Below are 19,425 nucleotides of genomic sequence, written 5' to 3'. Positions count from 1 at the left end.
GTCACCCGTGTCGTCACACCACACCGTCACATAGGGCATGCGCGGACCCGGGCGTGCCGTACAACCACGCGAGAGCGTCCGAACTTCCCGACTAACGGGCACTCATGAGAAAGGCCCCGGTCGCACGAGCTTGCGCGCCTCCTCCGGATCGGTGGGGCCGGTGCCGTACGACGGGCAGAGCGCGGCGAGGGGGCACACCCCGCAGGCGGGCTTCCTGGCGTGGCAGATGCGCCGTCCGTGCCAGATCAGCCGATGCGACAACATCGTCCACTCGGACTTGGGGATCAGCTCGCCGACCTCGTGCTCGATCTTCACGGGATCGGTCTCGGTCGTCCAGCCGAAGCGCCTCGTCAGCCGCTGGAAGTGCGTGTCGACGGTGATGCCGGGGACGCCGAAGGCGTTGCCGAGCACGACGTTCGCGGTCTTGCGGCCCACGCCGGGGAGCTTGACGAGGTCTTCCAGCCTGCCCGGAACCTCGCCGTTGTGGCGTTCGCAGAGGGCCTGCGCCATGCCGATGATGCTGTTGGCCTTCGCCCGGAAGAACCCGGTGGACCTGATGATCTCTTCCAGCTCGGCGCGGTCGGCCCCGGCGTAGTCGGCCGCGGTGCGGTACTTCGCGAAGAGCACCGGAGTGACCATGTTGACCCTCTTGTCGGTGCACTGCGCCGAGAGGATCGTGGCGACCAGCAGCTCCAGCGGGTTGCCGAAGTCGAGCTCGCAATGGGCGTCAGGGTAGGTCTCGGCCAGGATCCGGTTCATCCGCCTCGCCCGCCGCACGAGCCCCAGGCGGGTCTCGGCCTGGCGCTGACGCCGTCGGGGAGCGGCCGTGTTCGTCGCCATGCCGCAAGCGTAGGGCCTCGCGTCCCCGGTCCGCTCCCTGGTCATGGCTTGCCACACATGCCACATATCCAGCCTGTATTTGCCAATTTGTCCCTACGCTGCGCAATACACTGTGCCGGTAGGGGGACGACCGGACGCCCGAGCCGGTCGAGCGCGCAATGGGCGTAAGGATAGGTTTCCGCCAAGATTGTGTTGTTTCGCCAGGCACGACGCACACACGTGTGAGCCGGGAGCCACGCCCATGCGACGTAACGGGACACCCCGCAATACGTCGTGGAAGGCGTGGGTCACAATGGCTAGCACGGAGCCGGCGACCGAGCGCGCCCGCAGCAAGGAGGCACCGTGAGCACCGAGGAAGTACTGAGCAAGGCGCCGCTGTTCTCCGCGCTCGACCGTGAGAGCGCCGCGGCTCTGCGTACGAGCATCACAGAGGTGGAGCTGCCCAAGGGCCGCACCCTCTTCAGCGAGAACGAGACGGGCGACCGGCTCTACGTGGTGCTCGAAGGCAAGATCAAGCTGGCGCGCACCGCTCCGGACGGCCGGGAGAACCTGCTGAGCGTGCTCGGCCCCGGCGAGATGTTCGGCGAGCTGTCGCTGTTCGACCCCCGCCCGCGTACGGCCTCGGCCATCGCGCTGACCGACGTGCGCCTGGCCGGGCTCGGCCACGACGACCTGCGGCCGTGGCTGACCGGCCGGCCCGAGGTCGCCCTCCACCTGCTGCGCGCCCTGGCCCAGCGGCTGCGCCGCACCAACGACGTGCTCGCGGACCTCGTCTTCACCGACGTGCCCGGCCGTGTCGCCAAGCAGCTCCTCGACCTGGCCGACCGCTTCGGGCAGAAGACCGACGACGGCATCCGGGTGCACCACGACCTCACCCAGGAGGAGCTCGCCCAGCTCGTGGGCGCCTCGCGGGAGACGGTCAACAAGGCCCTGGCCGACTTCGCCCAGCGCGGCTGGCTGCGCATCGAGGCCAAGGCCGTGGTGATCATGGACAGGGAGCGGCTCTTCAACCGCTCCCGCTGACGCGACGCTAGAGCGTCTTGAGGTAGTTGAGCTGCGCCGCCACCGACATCTCGGCGGCCGGCCACAGTGACCGGTCCACGTCGGCGTAGACCATCTCGACGATCTCGCGTGCGTCTCTCGCACCCCTGCGGATCGCCTCGCGGATCTGCTCAACCCGCTCGCGCCGGTGGGCGATGTACGCGTCGAGCACCGCGGACGGATCGGGCAGTACGGGCCCGTGTCCCGGCAGCAGCGCCGCGGCCTCCAGCATCTCGGCGCCCTGCCTGAGCCTGTCGAGGCTGCGCAGGTAGTCGCCGAGGTCCCCGTCCGGTGCGATGACCGTCGTTCCCCGGCCGAGGATCGTGTCGCCGGTCAGCATCGCCCGATCGCCGGGCAGCCAGAAGCACAGCGAGTCGAACGAGTGCCCGGGCGTGCCGACGACCCGGACCTCCACATCGCCCGCCGTCACCACGTCGCCGTCGGCCAGCCCCTCCTCGCCCAGGCGGAGGCGCGGGTCGAGCGCCCGCACCGGCGCGCCGAGCAGGCGCGCGAGCGTCGCCGCGCCCTCGCTGTGGTCGGGGTGGCCGTGCGTGAGCAGGACGGCGGTCACCCGGCGGCCGTCCACCCGCTCGGCGACCCGCCGCAGGTGCGCCTCGTCGTCCGGGCCGGGATCCACGACCAGTACGGCATCCGCCCCGCCGACGATCCACGTGTTGGTGCCGTCGAGAGTCATCGGCGACGGGTTGGGCGCCAGCACGTTCACGGTGCTCGCCGTGCCCGCGCCGTCGAGGCCGCCGGACGTGTCCGGTCCGGGGATGCGCAGCCCGCTCACTCGCCCGTCCTTCCTGAGTCGGGGTCCGTCCCGGAGATCGTCTCAGGGATCGTCTCGGGGATCGTTTCCGGGATCGTTTCCGGGATCATCAGCACCATCCGCCCGTCCACCTCGGCGGCCTCCGGCAGGATGGTCGTGATCGTCCGGGGGCAGGCGAGCACGTCGCCGGCCGACTCGAACGCCGCCATCTCGGCCAGCGTCCGGAAGGTGGGCGGCAGCATGTGCGCCGTACCCGCCCGCACGGCGGCCAGCGCGTCACCCGGCCGCATCCAGGCCACGCCCGACGCCTCCCCGCCCACGTCACGCGTACGCTGCCCGGGGGGCAGGGCCGCCACGAAGAAGCGGGTGTCGAAGCGCCGGGGCTCCACGGCGGGCGTGATCCAGTGCGCCCACGCCTTGAGCAGGTCGGACCTGAGCACGAGACCCCGCCGGTCGAGGAACTCGGCGAACGACAGCGTGCGCGCGATCAGCGCGAGGCGGTCGGACTCCCAGTCCGGGCCCGTCGTGTCGGTCACCACCGTGTCACGGCCGGGCCCGGCCAGGAGCACGCCCGACTCCTCGAACGTCTCGCGTACGGCGGCGCAGACGAGGCCCCGGGCCGTGCTCTCGCCGGCCCGGAAGACCTCGCCCCACTCGGCGGGCGACGGGCCCGCCCAGGCCACGCGGTGATCGGCGTCCCGGGGGTCGACCGATCCGCCGGGGAACACGTAGGCGCCGGCGGCGAAGGCCATCGTGGTCTTGCGCCTGAGGAGGTACACCTCCAGGGGGTCGTCACGCAGCAGCACGACCGTGGCCGCGTCCCTGGCGGGGGCGGGAGCCAGGCGGCCGGCGAGGATCTCCCGCGCCCGCTCGCCGACCTCGCCGGGCAGCGGAAACCCCATGAGGCCCTCCAGAACAACAATCGGTCGACCGGACCCCATGCTCTCCCACGCGTTCGCGGAACCGCAAACCCCGGTTCCGGCCGGCCGTACGGTCAGCGGACCTCCGCGATGACCTCCACCTCGACCGGGGCGTCGAGCGGGAGGACCGCCACGCCGACCGCGCTCCTCGCGTGCTTGCCCGCCTCGCCGAACACCTCGCCGAGCAGTTCGCTGGCGCCGTTGACGACCTGCGGCTGCCCGGTGAAGCCGGGAGCGCTCGCGACGAACCCGACCACCTTCACGATCCGCACGACCTTCGACAGGTCGCCCACCAGCGCCTTGATGGCCGCCAGGGCGTTGACCGCGCAGATGCGCGCCTGCTCCTTGGCCTCCTCGGCCGAGACCTCCGCGCCGACCTTGCCGGTGACGCCCAGCTCGCCCTTCACGAGCGGAAGCTGGCCCGAGGTGTAGACGTGGTCACCCGTCCGTACGGCGGGCACGTACGCGGCCAGCGGGGGCACGACCTCGGGCAGCGTGAGCCCGAGCTCGGCGAGCCTCTCCTCCGGGGTGGCCATCACTTCGGCCGCTTCATGTAGGCGACGAGCTGCTCGGGGTTGGGCCCCGGAATGACCGAGACGAGCTCCCACCCGTCTTCGCCCCAGTTGTCCAGAATTTGCTTCGTGGCGTGCGTGAGCAACGGCACGGTGACGTATTCCCACTTGGTCATGGGCAAAGGCTATCGATGCGCGGCGCGCCGGGGACGCTCAGGAACGCGAAACCCAGGACCACGAGCGGCGTCAACAGCACCGATTCCACGGCCGGTGCCTTCTCCGCCGGCCGTGCCGGGAATGCACCCATTGGCGAACTCTTACCCGATCCACGCGCAAGCCGTACCTCGGGGTTCCGACTGTGGACGACCGGCGCGAATCGGCATGTGACGCTTGGGTAGCCTTCCTCACGTGGGCGAGTGGAGCAGGCACGCCGACGGGAACCACCGCGCGACGATCCGCGGACGCGATCTCGCCGGCCGTCCGGAGGAGGCACGGTGAGTCAGCCGACCGGCAGTCGCGGCGGGAGCAACGGGGAGGCCCGTGACACCGACTGGGACGGCGTGCGCCTGCACATAGTGAGCGGCAAGGGCGGCACGGGGAAGACGACGATCGCCGCCGCGCTCGCGCTCGCCCTCGCGGCGGGCGGGCGCAAGGTGCTGCTCGTCGAGGTCGAGGGACGGCAGGGCATCGCCCAGGCGTTCGACCTGCCGCCGCTGCCGTACGAGGAACGCAAGATCGCCGTGGCCCCCGGCGGCGGGGACGTGTACGCGCTGGCCGTCGACCCCGAAGAGGCCATGCTCGAATATCTCGAGATGTTCTACGGCATCAAGCGCGTGGGCAAGGCGCTGACCCGCATGGGCGTGGTCGACTTCGCCACGACCATCGCCCCCGGCCTGCGGGACGTCCTGGTCACCGGCAAGACCAGCGAGGCCGTACGGCGCCGCGACAAGCAGGGCCGCAGGGTGTACGACGCGATCGTCATGGACGCGCCCCCGACCGGCCGGATCGCCCGGTTCCTGAACGTGACCCAGGAGGTCGCCGGGCTGGCCCGGGTCGGGCCCATCAAGAACCACGCCGACCTGGTGCGGGGCGTCCTCGCCTCCCCCGAGACGGCGGTCCACTTCGTGACGCTGCTGGAGGAGATGCCCGTCCAGGAGACGCTCGACGGCATCGAGGAGCTGCGCGCGACCGGCCTGCCGGTGGGCGGCGTGTTCGTCAACATGGTGCGCCCCGCCGGGCTGCCCGAGGGCGTGCTGGAGGCGGCCGCCCAGGGACGGTTCGACTCCGCCGAACTCGCGCTCGGCCTCAAGGCGGCCGGGCTGACGGACGCCACGGCCGACGCCTCCGCGGTCGCCGAGGCGCTCGCCCGCGAGGTGACCGAGCACGCCCTGCGGACCGAGCTGGAAAAGCGCGAGCGCGTCGCGCTGGAGGAGGCCGGCGTGCCGCGGTATGACCTGCCGCTGCTGCCCGACGGCGCCGACCTGGCCGGGCTCTACGAGCTGGCCGACGCCCTGCGCGCCCAGGGTGCCGCGTGACCTTCCGACCGAACGCAAGAGCGAAAGGCTGAGCTGTGACCAGGACGGCGCCCGCGCTGGACATCGACGCGATTTTGGATGATCCGGACACCCGGATCATCGTGTGCTGCGGCTCGGGCGGCGTCGGCAAGACCACGACGGCCGCGGCCCTCGGGCTGCGCGCCGCCGAACGTGGCCGTTCGGTGGTCGTCCTGACCGTGGACCCCGCCAGGCGGCTGGCCCAGGCCATGGGCCTGACCGAGCTCGACAACACCCCCAGGCGCGTCGACGGCGTGGACGGCGCCGGAGAGGCCGGCGGCGAGCTGCACGCCATGATGCTCGACATGAAGCGGACCTTCGACGAGATCATCGAGGCCCACGCCGACCCGGAGCGCGCCCAGCAGATCCTGACGAACCCCTTCTATCAGTCGTTGTCGTCCAGCTTCTCCGGCACGCAGGAATACATGGCCATGGAGAAGCTGGGCCAGCTGCGCCGTTCGAACGAGTGGGACCTGATCGTGGTGGACACCCCGCCGTCGCGGTCGGCGCTCGACTTCCTCGACGCCCCCGAACGCCTCGGCCGGTTCCTGGACGGCAGGCTGATCCGCATTCTCACGGCACCGGCGAAGGCGGGCGGGCGCAGCGCGTTCAAGCTGCTCAACGCCGGTTTCGGCATGGTCGCGGGCATCCTGACCAAGGTGATCGGCGCCCAGGTGCTGCGCGACATCCAGATGTTCGTCACCGCGCTCGACGCGGTGTTCGGCGGTTTCCGCCAGCGCGCCGAGCAGACCTACCGGCTGCTCCAGGCGCCGGGCACGGCGTTCCTCGTCGTCGCCGCGCCCGAGCGCGACGCGATGCGTGAGGCGTCCTACTTCGTGGAGCGGCTGGCCGACGAGCGCATGCCGCTGGCCGGGCTGGTCGTCAACCGCGTACACCGGCCGCTGGCGCCGTCACTGTCGGCGGCGCGCAGCTCCGCCGCCGCGGAGGACCTGGCCGCCAGGGGCGAGCACGATCTCACCGCGGCCGTGCTGCGGTTGCACGCCGGAAGGATGCAGCTCGCCTCACGGGAGCAGCGTCAGCAGGAGCACTTCACCTCGGCGCACCCGACGGTGCCCATCGCACAGGTGCCCGCCATGCCCGAGGACGTGCACGATCTGGCGGGACTTCGCCAGATCGGGCAACTCCTCGCGTCCTGAAGCCGCGGCGTCTTCTGAAGACGCGACGTTCTTCGAGGACGCGACATCCGGCGTCCCGCTTCGCCGCGGGACGCCGCGCCGGGCTCAGCCGGCGATCAGCTCGTTGGTGCGCTCGTACTCTTCCTTGGCGGACTCCAGCAGGTCCCGCCAGGACTCCACGTCCGGCCTGCGCCTGAGCAGCGCACGCCGTTCCCGCTCCGTCATCCCGCCCCACACCCCGAACTCGATGCGGTTGTCCAGCGCATCGGCGAGGCACTCGGTACGGACGGGGCATCCACGGCAGATGAGCTTTGCCCGGTTCTGGGCGGCGCCTTGCACGAAGAGTGCGTCAGGATCCGCACCTCGGCAGGCGGCACGGGAGGTCCAATCCGTGATCCACATGTTCGACCCCACTCCCCTTAGGTGGTCAGTCGTCGTTTCGGCCGACGGGCGCGGGCGTCGGGCCTCCTGGTTGCAGTAGCCGCAGAGGAGAAAGTACGCAACGAAACGATCGAACCGACATACCCCGGGGGGACCAAATTCGTGCATGGTCATGTCAGGCCATGTGGCCGGGAATGACTAGTCCCCCCCGCCGAAGGGTAATGCGGACCTGTGAGGTCGATGCCGGGAGAGTCACCAAACGGACGTACCCTTGGATCCGTGCAAGCTCACGGCAAATCTCTGGCATCCCGGACAGGTGCTGCCCTGCGCCTCGTCGGCGCCGCGGGCGTCGCGGGAGTGCTGGCGGCGGCGATTGCGCTACCCGCCGTGGGCGGGGCCGGCGTCACGGTCAAATCGAGCATCGAGACCCTGAGCCTCAAGCCGGCGAAGCTCGACGAACCGCCACTTCCCGAGAAGACGGTCCTGCTCGACGCGCACGGCAAGCAGATCGCCCAGTTCTACTTCGAGAACCGGGAATCGGTCTCGATGGACCGTATCGCACCGATCATGCGGAAAGCGATCGTGGCGATCGAGGACTTCCGCTTCTACGAACACGGCCCGCTCGACGTCGAGGGCACCACCCGCGCCCTCGTCAGGAACATCACCACGGGCGGGGTCACACAGGGCGGCTCGTCCATCACTCAGCAGTACGTGAAGCAGGTGCTGTACAACAAGGCGGAGACCGACGAGCAGAAGGCCGCCGCCGTCGCGCCGACCGTCGGCCGCAAGCTCAACGAGATCCGCTACGCCATGGGGATCGAGCAGAAGTACAGCAAGGACGAGATCCTCAACCGCTATCTCAACATCGCCTACTTCGGCGCCAGCGCGTACGGCATCGAGGCGGCGTCCAAGCGCTTCTTCGGCAAGCACGCCTCCGAACTGAACCTTGCCGAGGCCGCCACGCTGGCGGGAGCCGTACAGGACCCGAACGCCACCGACCCCAACCGGGGCAAGGAGTTCCGCGACCGGCTGCTGGCCCGGCGCAACGTCGTGCTCGACCGCATGAAAGAGCTGAACATCATCACCGAGGCCGAGCGCGACGCGGCCAAGAAGAAGAAGCTGGGGTGGAAGGACAAGGAGATCCCCGGCGGCTGCGAGGAGAGCGACTACCCGTACTTCTGCCTGTACGTGCGCAATGAGATCCTCAACGACCCGCAGTTCGGCAAGACGCAGAAGGCCCGGCAGGACTTCCTGGCACGCGGCGGCCTGACGATCAGGACCACGCTCGACCCGAAGATGCAGAAGGCCGCGGAGAAGGCCATCAAGAAGTACGTCTTCCCGAGCGACAAGCCGGTCGCCTCCGAGGCGCTCGTCGAGCCCGGCACCGGAGCCATCAAGGCGATGGCCTCCAGCCGGAAGTTCGGCACCAGCAAGAAGAAGAACGAGATGTCGATCAACGTCGTCGCGGACGCCGCGCACGGCGGCGGCACGGGCTTCCAGGCCGGATCGACCTTCAAGATGTTCACGCTGGTGACGGCGCTGAAGGAAGGCTACAAGTTCAAAGACGGCTTCAACGTCGGCAGCACCTATACGGCGCCCAGCTACTCCGCGTTCAAGGACTGCAAGGGCAACAACGTCGGCGACATCAAGACCCCGCTGCACAACGCGGAGGGCCACGGCGGGTTCCTGACCCTGCAGACCGGCACGTGGGGCTCGGTCAACACCTTCTTCCTCACCCTTGAGCAGAAGGTCGGCCTCTGCGACGTCGTGAAGACCGCCAAGGACTTCGGCATCAAGCGCGCCGACGGCGGCAAGCTTCAGGAGTTCGAGCCGTTCACGCTCGGCTTCAACGAGATGGACCCGGTCACCGTCGCCACGGCGTACGCGACGCTGGGCGCCCGTGGCAAGTACTGCGCACCGATGGCCATCACCGAGATCACCGACCGCTTCAACAAGGTGACCTCGTTCAAGCCCAAGTGCAAGCAGGTCGTCGAGGCCGCGGTCGCCGACGCGGCCACGAACATCCTGTCGGGCGTGTTCACCAAGGGCACCATGTCCGGCGTCGGCGGCATCGGCAGGGACGCGGCCGGCAAGACCGGTACGGGCGACGTCTCCCGCACCGTCTGGTTCGCCGGGTTCACCCCCGACCTCGCGGGCGCGGTCAGCCTCGGCGACCCGCGCGGCCCGGTCCGCTACCCGCTGAGCAACCGCGTCATCGGCGGCCGGTCGTACGGCTCGGTCTTCGGCGCCAGCATCCCGGGCCCGATCTGGAAGGACACCTTCCTCGCGGCGCTCAAGGGCGTCGAACCCTCGTCGTTCGTCAAGCCGGACATGGAGAGGTTCGGCGGCTGCGCCCACCAGTGCGCTCCCCCGCCGAAGCCGAAGTCCGAGCGGGGCGACGGCGACGGACCCGGTGACGGTCGCGGAGGCGGTCCCGGCGGCGGTCCTGGCGGCGGTGGCCCCGGCGGCCGTGGCGGCGGGCACGGTGGCGGGCCCGGCGGTGGCCGCGGTCCGGGTGGCGGCGACGCGCCCTTCGACCCGTTCGGGTGATCTTCCCCTGATGTCCCCTGATGGGCCGCTCCTCTCGCCGAGGAGCGGCCCATCGCCGTTTCCGGCCATGAGATATCCGGCCGTACGGTTTGCGGCCGTGAGGTTCTCGGCCCGTGAGTTTTTCCGGCCCGTGAGCTTTGCGGGCCGTGAGGCTTCCGGGCCGTGAGCTTCGCGGGCCGTAAGGCGGAGTTTCCCCGCCCTGGCCTTATCGCCGAGTCCCCTGCCGGGCCCCTTCCGGCGTCGGCCGATTCGCGGCGGTCAAGCGGAGTTCCAACCCTTTCGGACGGGGATCTCCTGCCTCGGGCTTCCGGCCGGAGTCCCCGGCCCTCAGGCGGACAGACGGGCGCGTACGGCCTGGGCGACCCGGCCGCCCTCGGCGCGGCCCGCGACCTTCGGGTTCAGGATCTTCATGACCTGGCCCATGGCCTTGGGGCCCTCCGCGCCGCTCTCGGCGATCGCCGCGTCGACGAGCGCGTTCAGCTCGTCGTCGCTGAGCTGGGCGGGAAGGTACTCCTCCAGCACCGCCTGCTCGTCCAGCTCCGCCTGGGCCTGCTCCGCCCGCCCGGCGCCCGCGAACGCCTCGGAGGCCTCCCGGCGCTTCTTGGCCTCGCGGGTCAGCACCTTGATCACCTCGTCGTCGGAGAGCTCGCGAGCCTCCTTGCCGGCGACCTCCTCGACGTTGACGGCGGCCAGAGCCATCCGGATGGTCCGGACCCGAACCTCGTCACGGGCCTTCATCGAGGCCGCGAGGTCGGCCTTCAGCTTGTCCTTCAACGCACTCATGCGTCCATCTTGCCGTGCTCGGGCTCCCGTCTTCGCCAGGTTATGCGGGAGGCGGGCCATACGTCGGGCATCATGGCTGTGTGAGGAAAGCAGCCGCGATTCCCCTGTCCGTGCTCGGCCTCGGCATTGCCGGTGTCGGCTACGCCTCGGTGATCGAACGAAACTGGTTCCGGCTGCGCCGGTTCGATGTCCCCGTCCTGGCCCCGGGTCAGCGGCCGGTCCGGATCCTGCAGATCTCCGACCTGCACCTCACGCCCCGGCGCCACCGGCTGATCTCATGGGTACGGTCGCTGGCCGCGCTCAACCCCGACCTCGTCGTCAACACCGGCGACACGCTGGCGCACCCCGACGCCGTCGAGTCGTACATGTACGCCGTGGAGCCCCTGCTCGACCGGCCGGGTCTGTTCGTCTACGGCTCCAACGACCTCTACGCCCCCCGGCCGAAGAACCCCGCCCGCTACCTGTGGCGTACGTCCAAGGGGGACTCCCGGCAGCACGTGCCGACCCTGCCGTGGGCCGAGCTGGGCGCCGCGATGCGGGAGGCCGGCTGGCTGGACATGAACAACACCACGGCCCGCCTCAAGGTGGCCGATCTCGACGTCCACGTGGGTGGCATCCACGACTCCCACATCGACAGGGACCGGTACGACGAGATCGCGGGCCAGGCCCCGATGGACGCCGATCTGCGGCTCGGTGTCATGCATTCGCCCGAGCCGCGCAACATGTCCCGCTTCGCCCAGGACGGATATCAGTTGCTGCTGGCCGGGCACACCCACGGCGGACAGCTCTGCATCCCCTTCTACGGCGCTCTTGTGACCAACTGCGGCATCGACCGCGCCCGGGTCAAGGGGCTGAGCAGGCACGAGAGCTCCTGGCTGCACGTGTCTGCCGGGCTCGGCACCTCGCCGTACGCACCCGCGCGATTCGCCTGCCCGCCAGAGGCGACCCTGCTGACGCTCGTCCCCCGCCGCCCCGTCGCGGCGGATGACACAAGCAGCCGCAAAGTCCGCTAGACTTGCCGAGGCGCAGGACGAAAAGTCCAAGCGACCGGGGTGTAGCGCAGCTTGGCAGCGCGCTTCGTTCGGGACGAAGAGGCCGTGGGTTCAAATCCCGCCACCCCGACCAGGTAGTTGCAGGTCAAGGGCCTGATCGCTGGAGACAGCGGTCAGGCCCTTGATCGTTTGACCGTAGTTTGACCGTCGGTCCGAACGCCGCCAGGGGACCCTGACGGGTTCAAACGAGTTCTCCTGGGCACCTTGATCACTCCGCCCCGGCCACCGGCCATCGACGGTAGTTCAAATCACCCGGCATGACTCTCCGCACTTTCTGCGACACGAGGGGTTGCCTTCGCTCCACGAGCAGGTGTGAGCTGACGTCATGCACCGTTGGGACCCCGTCAATCCCCGCCAACTCGCCCCCCTCAAGCGGATCTCAGCCGGCGAAGATCTCAGTGGGCCTGACGACGTGCCCGAACAGCACTCGGCACGTGCGCTTCGCAACCGAGGGCTCGTCGAGATCTCAAAGCGGCGCGGCACATGGAAGGCCGTGATCAGCGAGGCGGGCCGCTTCTACCTGGAGCACGATCATCGGCGTGATCCCTCCGCCAATGAGGTAATCGCAAGGGCCTACGGAGAGATGGCAGATAGTGGCAGCGAAAACCCCAGCGCCTTAGCCCGACTGCTTGTTACGTGACCGTGATCCGCCGGTGTAGGGCGCTGCCCGACCAACTCCACCTACGTTGATCCTGTCCCGTCCGTCCCGCTCAAATCTCGTCGAGCGCGACCCAGGCGCCGTTGAGGAAGGGGGCCTGGACACCACTATGCTGCTCGGCCCACCTGAATGCGGACTCGACCCTGGTCATCACCGAGGTCGCATAGGCACTGTCGAGAATGTCGATCTCGCTTGCAAGATCGGTTCTGCCCTGAGCTTCGAGAGCCTCATGCAGTGCCTTCCGAGCCTTCTCATCTCCGTGTAGGAGGTAGTTGCGCCAAGCGTTGAGCTCGTTAAAAAACTTTCGATGCTCCTGCGGGAGGCCGAACCTATCGTCGCGTCCAAGGGCACGCGCTGCATTGCGCAGGCCACTCCAGCGATCAATCCACGTGCCGTTCGGAGTGAGTCCAGCCTGTAGGAAGACCCAGTTGACGTAGCCTTCAGCGGCTCCCTGAGCCAGAATCAACGTTGAGATCACGGCATCTCTTTCACGCTGCCTACGTTCCATACCGGATAGGCCCGCTGCTAGCTCTTGATCCGCCTCCCTGGCGAACCGTTGAGCAGCAAGAGCCCGCGCTTTCGCCTGTCTAAAGAGGACCTGGCTGCCGTTGTACCCGTGTGTCACGAGGTCATCGTTGCAGAGACCTGTTGGTTAGGCAGACCCTCAGTCGGCAGTCGTCCTCGGACGCCGCGACGTATCCCAGAGCGTACTCAAGTCCCTGGTGCAAGAAGAGTTGAGAGCCCCGACCGTTTCCGTGGCGTCGGGGCCCTTGTTACTTCCGGGTTCAGCTGCTGGAGCCGAAGGCTCCTCGTACGTTCTCCTTGTCAGCTCCGATCAGAACGAGCAGCTCGATGGTCGGCACGCGATAGGTGTCGCCGACCTTGATGACGCGACAGGGGAACTCGTCCCGCTGGACCAGGCGATAGGCGGTGTTCCTGCTCAGACCCAGAGCGCGAGCCGCCAGAAGGAGCGGTACGACGGCGGGCAGGGCCTGTACCTCGGCAAGAGTCAGCGGCTTCATGGAGTGTCCTCCTTGGCTCCGCCGTCGAGAGTTGGGGACCCATCCGCGTGACAAGTCGTCGGGCCGAAATTCACCGGCCCTGTCGATCTCCGAGAGTGCGGTTCCCCTGGGAGGAGCCTGTCTCGGGCGAGTTCGCAGTAGTCGGCGTTGAGTTCGATGCCGGCGAACTTCCGGCCGAGTTGCCGGGCGGCAATGCCGGTGGTGCCGCTGCCGGTAAACGGGTCCAGGACGGTGCCGCCGGGGCGGCAGCCGGCAGCAATGGCCTTGAGCGGGATGTCGATCGGGAATGCCGCGAAGTGCGCCCGCAGTGGCCGGGTGGGGATCGACCAGACGTCCCCGGGGTTCCTGCCGTTGGGGTGCGCGGCGGCATGCCGCTCACCCGTGGGCCGCATCGCCGCGCCATGCCTCGGGCCAGCCGTGTCCTCGCCGTCGCTGCCGTACTTGCCGGGCGGAGGCCAGGCCGTCGTGATGCTGTTCGGCTTGTTGCCCCCGGCTCGTGCCCGCCTGGACATCGGACGGTCGCCGATGTAGGGCTGACGGACCGGGTCGAGGTCGAACCAGTACCGCTGCTGTTTGACGAGCAGGAAGATCAGCTCGTACCGGTTGGACATCCGGTCGCGGACGGACTGCGGCATCGCGTTCGGCTTGCTCCACACGATCGCGTTGCGAAGGATCCAGCCGTCCTCCTGCAGGGCGAAGGCGACCCGCCACGGCATGCCGAGCAGGTTCTTCGGCAGCACGGCCTGCCGGGCCTTGGGTCGTACCTCGGGCTGGCGCGAGTTGTAGTCCTTGCCGCGGGACCACCCGTCGGAGTTGGCCGCGTAGCAGTCTCCAAGGTTCAGCCAGAAGGTGCCGTCGTCGGCCAGCACCCGGCGGGCCTCGGCGAAGGTGGCCAGCAGGGTGTCGACGTAGTCCGGCGTGGGCTCCTGCCCGTACTGGCCCTCACAGTAGTTCCGCAGTCCCCAATACGGCGGACTGGTGACTATGCAGTCCACCGAGCCCTCGTCCATCTCGGCCAGCACCTCGCGCGCGTCCCCGTGGTAGATCGCCGCGTGCTCGTCGTGCCAGTACGGCTCGCGTATCCCGCTCATCGACGGCCCCCGACGGCCCAGATCGCCCACAGGACGCGGGCGACGCTATCGGCTCGACCCGCGGTGTCCCACCACCCGAAGGGCCTGGGAACGACGCAGAACCCGGCGTCCCACAGGTCGGTGCCGGATTCCTCGATGCGGGTGTAGGCGATCAGGCGCCGGTAACCCATCTCTCGGACCAGGGGCCAGACGGAACCGAGCAGCGCTCGACTGGCGTCGGATGTGCCGTCGGTGGCCAGGGCGAGGACCTCGGCGGTTTCGCCGTCATCGAAGGCCCCAGCGCTGGGCCAGCTGATGAGCACGACACCAACGAGCGTGCCGTCACCGCTCTGGGCACCGAGAGCGAACGCGGAACCGGCTGGCGAAGCGAGGCGGGGCTGGGTCCAGGCGATGAATGCCCGCGCGGTCTGGATCGGCACCGGCGAAATCACCAGCCGACGATTCTCCAGACGCTCCGGGCTGTTCAGGCCCTCGCGCTCATTGGCGATTGTCTGCTTGTCATTCCTGCTTTCCATCGTGTAGTCGGGACACGTTTCTCCGGATGCGTGCGCCGTCGGCCCGCCAGTCGGGTCGACGGCGCATGACCAGGACAGCAGAAACCTCAGAGACTACTCAGAGAGGGCAACCATCAGATCAGACTCTGAGGCGGATGGCACTATCTCTGAACAGCTCAGAGATAGCGAATAGCGGGCTGCAAGAAATCTCTGACTTGAGAGCGGTCAGCCAGTGAGGTGACGCCTTTGCACGCCAATGCACGGGCAGGCGTTTGCCTGGTTGAAAGGGTAGAACGACGAATTCACCGGCCCCGAGAGGAGGCTCCACGCGCGTGCGCGCACGCGCGGGCGGGCGCGGGTGGGATGTTCGGCGGACGATCGGGGCGGACATCTGCCGGGGGCCCGGCAATAATTATCGACCGACATTCGATCACCACAATGACCGGAGACGACCTCGCCGCCCTGTATGCCCTTGCACACGACCCCGACACCGGCTGGATGGCCCAGGCACTGTGCCTGATGCACCGAGCCGATTCTGACGTGATTGCCGTGAAATGAGAGGAGGTGCGCTGCGAGCTGGGATGATGGGAGTTCTCTACGCTTCCAAGATCCGCAGTCGAAGGACACCTCGTAAGTGCGATTGTTTCATGCCGCTGCCAGGACCCACGCGCGCTTCGACGACGAACACGTGATCGCCTACGCCGGGCTGGAGCCGGTGATGCGGCTGGCCGAGCGCATCGACCTGGGCGGGCTCGTCGACGAGCACGTCGCGATCGCCGACCGGGTCGGCGTCAACGCGGCCGCGAAGATCAGCTCGATTGTGGCCGGGATGGTCGCCGGAGCCGACTCCATCGCCGATCTGGACGTGTTGCGGCACGGCGGCATGGACAAACTGTTCGACGACATCCGCGCCCCCTCCACACTGGGCTCGTTCCTGCGCTGCCTGAGGTGGGGGAACGTCCGCCAGATCGAGAAGGTCTCCCGCGAGGTGCTGGGCCGTCTGGCCGCGCACACGCCGCTGCTGCCCGCAGCCGGCACGGTCGCGTTCCTCGATGTGGACTCGATGCAGAAACGCACCTACGGACACGCCAAACAAGGCAGCGAGTTCGGGCACACGAAGATCGGCGGCAAGAGTGTGCTGGTGCGCGGGTTGAACGTGCTGGCCTCGGTGCTGTCGACGCCGCTGGCCGCCCCGGTCATCACCGGCACCCGGTTGCGTGGCGGGAAAGCGAACTCAGCCCGCGGCGCGCAATCGTTCGTGGCCGAGTCGATAACGGCCGCGCGGGCGGCGGGCGCCACCGGCATCCTCCTCCTGCGCGCTGATTCGACGTTCTACGCGGCGGGCGTCATCGGCGCCTGCCGCCGCGCGGGCGCGCACTTCTCGGTCACCGCGAAGATGGACCCGAAGATCAAGGCGGCGATCGCCGTCATCGACGAGGACGCCTGGACGCCGATCACCTACCCGGGCGCCATCTTCGATGAGCAGGCCGGATGCTGGGTCTCCGACGCCGAGATCGCCGAAGTCTCCTCCACCGCGTTCACCTCGAAGAAAGGCCGGGCCGTCACGGCCCGGCTGATCGTACGCCGGGTCAAGCGGCTCAACCCGCAGACGATGATCGGCCAGGACGAGCTGTTCAGCACCTACCGGTACCACGCGGTGTTCACCGACAGCCCGTTCCACCTGGTCCAGGCTGAAGAACAGCATCGTGACCACGCGATCGTCGAACAGGTCTTCGCCGACCTGAACGGCGGCCCGCTCGCGCATCTCCCCTCGGGTGACTTCGCCGCGAACGCCGCCTGGGTGACCTGCGCGGCGATCACCCACAACCTGCTGCGCGCGACCGGCTGCCTGGCCGGTGGCGTGCACGCCAAGGTGCGGGGCACCACGCTCCGCCGGCGTCTGATCGCCATCCCCGCTCGCCTGGCCCGGCACGGACGCGGCCACGTCACCGTCCACCTACCCGAGCATTGGCGCTGGCGGCAGGCGTGGATGAACATCTTCGACGCCGTACATGACCCGCCGCCCGCCGAAGCGGTCTGACCAGCCCGAAGTCTCGGTCACCACCCGCGCGACGACGGCCCCCAGCGGTCACCCGCGCCACCGGCGCATGAATCTCCGCCCCCGAGCCCCTGCGGACATGTGGACAAGCTGCGACCCGAGCGCAGCGGCCCCCGCCTGCCTGGGAAACAGCACGTCACCTGACGAAACGGCCCGCGGAACGAAATCGGCCCAGAAACCGATCACAAGGACTCACGCGGTGCATCCAGGCTGTGTCCCGAGACCGACTTGGAGATCTTCCGTAAGAGGGACAGCGGCCGGACGCCGGCAAGAAGATCTGCCGCCGATGCGAGGTCCGCGCGGAGTGCCTCACCTACGCGCTCGATCGCGGCTTGACAAGTGTGTGGGGCGGCAGGCCGAGCGAGAGCGCGGCCGGATACGGCGCACCCACGTCTCAAGCCGTAACAGCAAGCCCGCGGCCTGGTTTCGGTTCGGCGAACAACCGCGAACCGTAACCATCTCCTCACACTGTCTATGGGAACGCGGCGTGTAGTTGACCGTGGCGCAACGATAGGACGAGCGCCACGCACGATGTTCAAGGAGAAGCCTGGATGCCCCCAAGAGACGCAGAGTCGTCTTTGCGCGGATCAACCGCCGCCGTCCCAACCAGGACACGATCGCGATGCGGGGCTTCGCGGAGGACATGACCCAACTCGCGCGGAGCCGCCGTACCCAGTACGTCGAGCCGGGGGACGGTACGAGCCCGCCAAAGACGTGGTTCGCGGCCGACATGGTGGTCCAGGGCAACTTCCTGTCTGGGACGACAACTTTCGCAACGGCACAGGCCGATGGATCGTGGCGGTCAAGATGATTAGTGAAGGCGTGGATATTCCGCGTCTCGCAGTTGGCGTATACGCGTCGAAGATCCAGCGCACCGCGTCGGAGGCGTCGGTGGTGAAGCGCACCAGGGCAGCCACTCCGACCCCGCCGCCCCGTTCTCGGCCCGCTCCCGCGCGTGGTAAGGCGCCGTCGGCAGGACCGCGTCACGTCAATGCTCCTGTTGTTAGTGGTCGGGGGCGTCTGTGCCCTCACTAAGTTCACGTCAACCCAGGTGAAGCCATTGCCTCTCGTAGATATCGGCGCGGCACTTGCGCCGCCCACGTGCAGCCAGAGAAGGATCTTTGGATGCTGGTGGCCGGGTCATTTGCACGGTGAGGTGTATGGGACGTCGTCGCCGATGTAGCGCTGCCATTCTTTAATGCCGAGGTTGTTCTTGGTAATGGCGCAGATTCGTTGGATTGCCTTGGCCACGTTTGTCTCCCATAGCAAAACTGCACGATCCGCACCGGCGCTGGCCAGGGTATGCCCGTCCGGGCTGAACGCCACCGAGTAGACAGCGCCGGTGTGGCCGGTCAGGGGCCGGCCCAGTGGTGCGGCCCGGGCAGGGTCAGAAACGTCCCACAACCGAACAGAGCTATCCCAACTGGCGCTGGCCAGGGTATGCCCATCCGGGCTGAACGCCACCGAGAAGACGTGGTCGGTGTGGCCGGTCAGGGGCCGGCCCAGAGGTGCGGGCTGAGCCGGATCAGAAACGTCCCACAACCGAATAGACCTGTCGGCGCTGGCGCTGGCCAGGGTATGCCCGTCCGGGCTGAACGCCACCGAGAGGACGGCGTTGCTGGCGTGGCTGATCAGGGGCCAGCCCAGAGGTGCGGGCTGAGCCGGGTCAGAAACATTCCACAACCGAACAGACCTGTCTTCGCTGGCGCTGGCCAGGGTATGCCCATCCGGGCTGAACGCCACCGAGTAGACAATGTTGGTGTGGCCCGTCAGGGGCCGCCCCAACGGCACGGCCCGGGCCGGATCAGAAACATCCCACAACCGAACAGACCCGTCGGCACCGGCGCTGGCCAGGGTATGCCCATCCGGGCTGAACGCCACCGAGAAGACAATGTTGGTGTGGCCCGTCAGGGGCCGCCCCAACGGCACGGCCCGGGCCGGATCAGAAACATCCCACAACCGAACAGACCTATCCCAACCGGCGCTGGCCAGGGTATCCCCATCCGGGCTGAACGCCACCGAGAAGACGCTGGCGGTGTGGCCGTTCAGGGGCCGCCCCAACGGCACGGCCCGGGCCGGATCAGAAACGTCCCACAACCGAACAGACCTGTCTTCGCTGGCGCTGGCCAGGGTATCCCCATCCGGGCTGAACGCCACCGAGGCGACGGCGTGGGTGTGCCCGGTCAGATACGAGCCGGGAAGGTTCCACAGCCGGATAGACCGGTCGGCGCTGGCGCTGGCCAAGGTATGCCCGTCCGGGCTGAACGCCACCGAGAAGACAGTGCCGATAAGGCCGGTCAAGGGCCGGCCCAAGGTGGCGGACTGGGCGGGGTCAGAAACATTCCACAACCGAACAGACCTATCCCAACCGGCGCTGGCCAGGGTGCGCCCGTCTGGGCTGAACGCCACCGAGGTGATGATATTGGTGTGGCCGGTCAGGGGCCGCCCCAACGGCACGGCCCGGGCCGGATCAGAAACATTCCACAACCGAACAGACCTGTCTTCGCCGGCGCTGGCCAGGGTATCCCCGTCCGGGCTGAACGCCACCGAGAAGACGACGT

At 68.5% G+C, this 19,425-nt stretch carries 19 protein-coding genes and 1 tRNA gene; 8 read left to right on the top strand and 12 right to left on the bottom strand.

Annotated elements, in window-relative coordinates:
• Positions 1-102: 102 nt before the first annotated feature.
• Entirely contained in the window at positions 103-840 is a 738-nt protein-coding gene (gene nth / locus HCK04_RS14570; RefSeq protein ID WP_142647879.1) for an endonuclease III, read from the bottom strand.
• A gap of 342 nt (positions 841-1,182) precedes the next feature.
• On the opposite strand from nth, the gene HCK04_RS14565 reads away from it, so the two are divergent.
• Positions 1,183-1,863, top strand: coding sequence for a Crp/Fnr family transcriptional regulator (locus HCK04_RS14565; RefSeq protein WP_030506761.1), 681 nt, complete (start codon positions 1,183-1,185; stop codon positions 1,861-1,863).
• A gap of 7 nt (positions 1,864-1,870) precedes the next feature.
• Here the strand turns inward: HCK04_RS14565 and HCK04_RS14560 are convergent, their stop codons facing one another.
• The 4 genes from HCK04_RS14560 to HCK04_RS14545 all read right to left on the bottom strand — a co-directional run bounded on the left by HCK04_RS14560 (position 1,871) and on the right by HCK04_RS14545 (position 4,261).
• Positions 1,871-2,674, bottom strand: a complete 804-nt coding sequence (locus tag HCK04_RS14560) for an MBL fold metallo-hydrolase (protein ID WP_260617259.1) — start codon at positions 2,672-2,674, stop codon at positions 1,871-1,873.
• Complete coding sequence (locus tag HCK04_RS14555) at positions 2,671-3,555, bottom strand: NUDIX domain-containing protein (RefSeq protein ID WP_142647878.1); 885 nt, start codon at positions 3,553-3,555, stop codon at positions 2,671-2,673. The genes HCK04_RS14560 and HCK04_RS14555 overlap by 4 nt, the downstream gene beginning before the upstream one ends.
• A 92-nt stretch (positions 3,556-3,647) precedes the next feature.
• On the bottom strand, positions 3,648-4,109 hold the full coding sequence (locus HCK04_RS14550; protein ID WP_142647877.1) for a RidA family protein: 462 nt from the start codon (positions 4,107-4,109) through the stop codon (positions 3,648-3,650).
• Positions 4,109-4,261 carry a DUF4177 domain-containing protein gene (locus HCK04_RS14545; RefSeq protein ID WP_076440089.1) on the bottom strand — a complete coding sequence of 51 codons (153 nt, stop codon included), beginning with the start codon at positions 4,259-4,261 and terminating at the stop codon, positions 4,109-4,111. The genes HCK04_RS14550 and HCK04_RS14545 overlap by 1 nt, the downstream gene beginning before the upstream one ends.
• 318 nt (positions 4,262-4,579) lie before the next feature.
• Between HCK04_RS14545 and HCK04_RS14540 the strand changes: the two genes are divergently transcribed.
• Positions 4,580-5,620, top strand: coding sequence for an ArsA-related P-loop ATPase (locus tag HCK04_RS14540; RefSeq protein WP_142647876.1), 1,041 nt, complete (start codon positions 4,580-4,582; stop codon positions 5,618-5,620).
• A 35-nt stretch (positions 5,621-5,655) separates the two neighbouring features.
• The gene (locus tag HCK04_RS14535; protein ID WP_142647875.1) at positions 5,656-6,795 is read left to right on the top strand and encodes an ArsA family ATPase; all 1,140 of its coding nucleotides are present in this window, start codon (positions 5,656-5,658) and stop codon (positions 6,793-6,795) included.
• Between the two features lie 84 nt (positions 6,796-6,879).
• On the opposite strand, the gene HCK04_RS14530 is transcribed toward HCK04_RS14535, so the two are convergent.
• Positions 6,880-7,176 (bottom strand): WhiB family transcriptional regulator, encoded by a 297-nt coding sequence (locus HCK04_RS14530; protein ID WP_030506755.1) that lies wholly within the window; start codon positions 7,174-7,176, stop codon positions 6,880-6,882.
• Between the two features lie 366 nt (positions 7,177-7,542).
• Between HCK04_RS14530 and HCK04_RS14525 the strand changes: the two genes are divergently transcribed.
• Complete coding sequence (locus HCK04_RS14525) at positions 7,543-9,705, top strand: transglycosylase domain-containing protein (RefSeq protein WP_315985167.1); 2,163 nt, start codon at positions 7,543-7,545, stop codon at positions 9,703-9,705.
• Positions 9,706-10,032: 327 nt separating this feature from the next.
• On the opposite strand, the gene HCK04_RS14520 is transcribed toward HCK04_RS14525, so the two are convergent.
• Complete coding sequence (locus HCK04_RS14520; protein ID WP_079313711.1) at positions 10,033-10,488, bottom strand: GatB/YqeY domain-containing protein; 456 nt, start codon at positions 10,486-10,488, stop codon at positions 10,033-10,035.
• A gap of 80 nt (positions 10,489-10,568) precedes the next feature.
• On the opposite strand from HCK04_RS14520, the gene HCK04_RS14515 reads away from it, so the two are divergent.
• Positions 10,569-11,501, top strand: coding sequence for a metallophosphoesterase (locus HCK04_RS14515; protein ID WP_142647871.1), 933 nt, complete (start codon positions 10,569-10,571; stop codon positions 11,499-11,501).
• Between the two features lie 35 nt (positions 11,502-11,536).
• A tRNA-Pro gene (locus HCK04_RS14510) sits at positions 11,537-11,613 on the top strand.
• A 637-nt stretch (positions 11,614-12,250) separates the two neighbouring features.
• Here HCK04_RS14510 and HCK04_RS14505 read toward each other — a convergent pair.
• From HCK04_RS14505 to HCK04_RS14490, 4 genes are all read right to left on the bottom strand, one after another.
• The gene (locus HCK04_RS14505) at positions 12,251-12,676 is read right to left on the bottom strand and encodes a hypothetical protein (protein WP_142647869.1); all 426 of its coding nucleotides are present in this window, start codon (positions 12,674-12,676) and stop codon (positions 12,251-12,253) included.
• A gap of 307 nt (positions 12,677-12,983) precedes the next feature.
• Positions 12,984-13,220: a helix-turn-helix domain-containing protein gene (locus HCK04_RS14500; RefSeq protein ID WP_142647867.1), complete on the bottom strand. Its 237-nt coding sequence runs from the start codon at positions 13,218-13,220 to the stop codon at positions 12,984-12,986.
• Positions 13,217-14,311, bottom strand: a complete 1,095-nt coding sequence (locus HCK04_RS14495; protein ID WP_205830245.1) for a site-specific DNA-methyltransferase — start codon at positions 14,309-14,311, stop codon at positions 13,217-13,219. Before HCK04_RS14495 ends, HCK04_RS14500 begins: the two co-directional genes overlap by 4 nt.
• Positions 14,308-14,826: an XF1762 family protein gene (locus HCK04_RS14490; protein ID WP_142647863.1), complete on the bottom strand. Its 519-nt coding sequence runs from the start codon at positions 14,824-14,826 to the stop codon at positions 14,308-14,310. Before HCK04_RS14490 ends, HCK04_RS14495 begins: the two co-directional genes overlap by 4 nt.
• Before the next feature lie 613 nt (positions 14,827-15,439).
• Here HCK04_RS14490 and HCK04_RS14485 point away from each other — a divergent pair.
• Both HCK04_RS14485 and HCK04_RS14480 read left to right on the top strand, forming a co-directional pair.
• Positions 15,440-16,846, top strand: a complete 1,407-nt coding sequence (locus tag HCK04_RS14485) for an IS1380 family transposase (protein ID WP_142647860.1) — start codon at positions 15,440-15,442, stop codon at positions 16,844-16,846.
• A 293-nt stretch (positions 16,847-17,139) separates the two neighbouring features.
• On the top strand, positions 17,140-17,319 hold the full coding sequence (locus HCK04_RS14480) for a WhiB family transcriptional regulator (RefSeq protein ID WP_260617277.1): 180 nt from the start codon (positions 17,140-17,142) through the stop codon (positions 17,317-17,319).
• Positions 17,320-18,004: 685 nt separating this feature from the next.
• On the opposite strand, the gene HCK04_RS14475 is transcribed toward HCK04_RS14480, so the two are convergent.
• A partial coding sequence (locus HCK04_RS14475) for a WD40 repeat domain-containing protein (protein ID WP_185948975.1) occupies positions 18,005-19,425 on the bottom strand: 1,421 nt, incomplete at its 5' end.

Origin of the sequence: Microbispora sp. CL1-1, from assembly GCF_012034195.1 — a bacterium.
In the GTDB taxonomy this organism is placed as follows: Bacteria; Actinomycetota; Actinomycetes; order Streptosporangiales; family Streptosporangiaceae; genus Microbispora.
Note: the sequence above shows the minus strand (reverse complement) of the source record. Positions and strands in the feature narration are given on the sequence as shown.

Bases quoted from the DNA above. Each gene is read 5' to 3' on its own strand.
- HCK04_RS14545 (WP_076440089.1), bottom strand. From the start codon at position 4,261: ATGACCAAGTGGGAATACGTCACCGTGCCGTTGCTCACGCACGCCACG.
- HCK04_RS14500 (WP_142647867.1), bottom strand. From the start codon at position 13,220: ATGAAGCCGCTGACTCTTGCCGAGGTACAGGCCCTGCCCGCCGTCGTA.
- HCK04_RS14530 (WP_030506755.1), bottom strand. From the start codon at position 7,176: ATGTGGATCACGGATTGGACCTCCCGTGCCGCCTGCCGAGGTGCGGAT.
- HCK04_RS14490 (WP_142647863.1), bottom strand. From the start codon at position 14,826: ATGGAAAGCAGGAATGACAAGCAGACAATCGCCAATGAGCGCGAGGGC.
- HCK04_RS14520 (WP_079313711.1), bottom strand. From the start codon at position 10,488: ATGAGTGCGTTGAAGGACAAGCTGAAGGCCGACCTCGCGGCCTCGATG.
- HCK04_RS14550 (WP_142647877.1), bottom strand. From the start codon at position 4,109: ATGGCCACCCCGGAGGAGAGGCTCGCCGAGCTCGGGCTCACGCTGCCC.
- nth (WP_142647879.1), bottom strand. From the start codon at position 840: ATGGCGACGAACACGGCCGCTCCCCGACGGCGTCAGCGCCAGGCCGAG.
- HCK04_RS14495 (WP_205830245.1), bottom strand. From the start codon at position 14,311: ATGAGCGGGATACGCGAGCCGTACTGGCACGACGAGCACGCGGCGATC.
- HCK04_RS14555 (WP_142647878.1), bottom strand. From the start codon at position 3,555: ATGGGGTTTCCGCTGCCCGGCGAGGTCGGCGAGCGGGCGCGGGAGATC.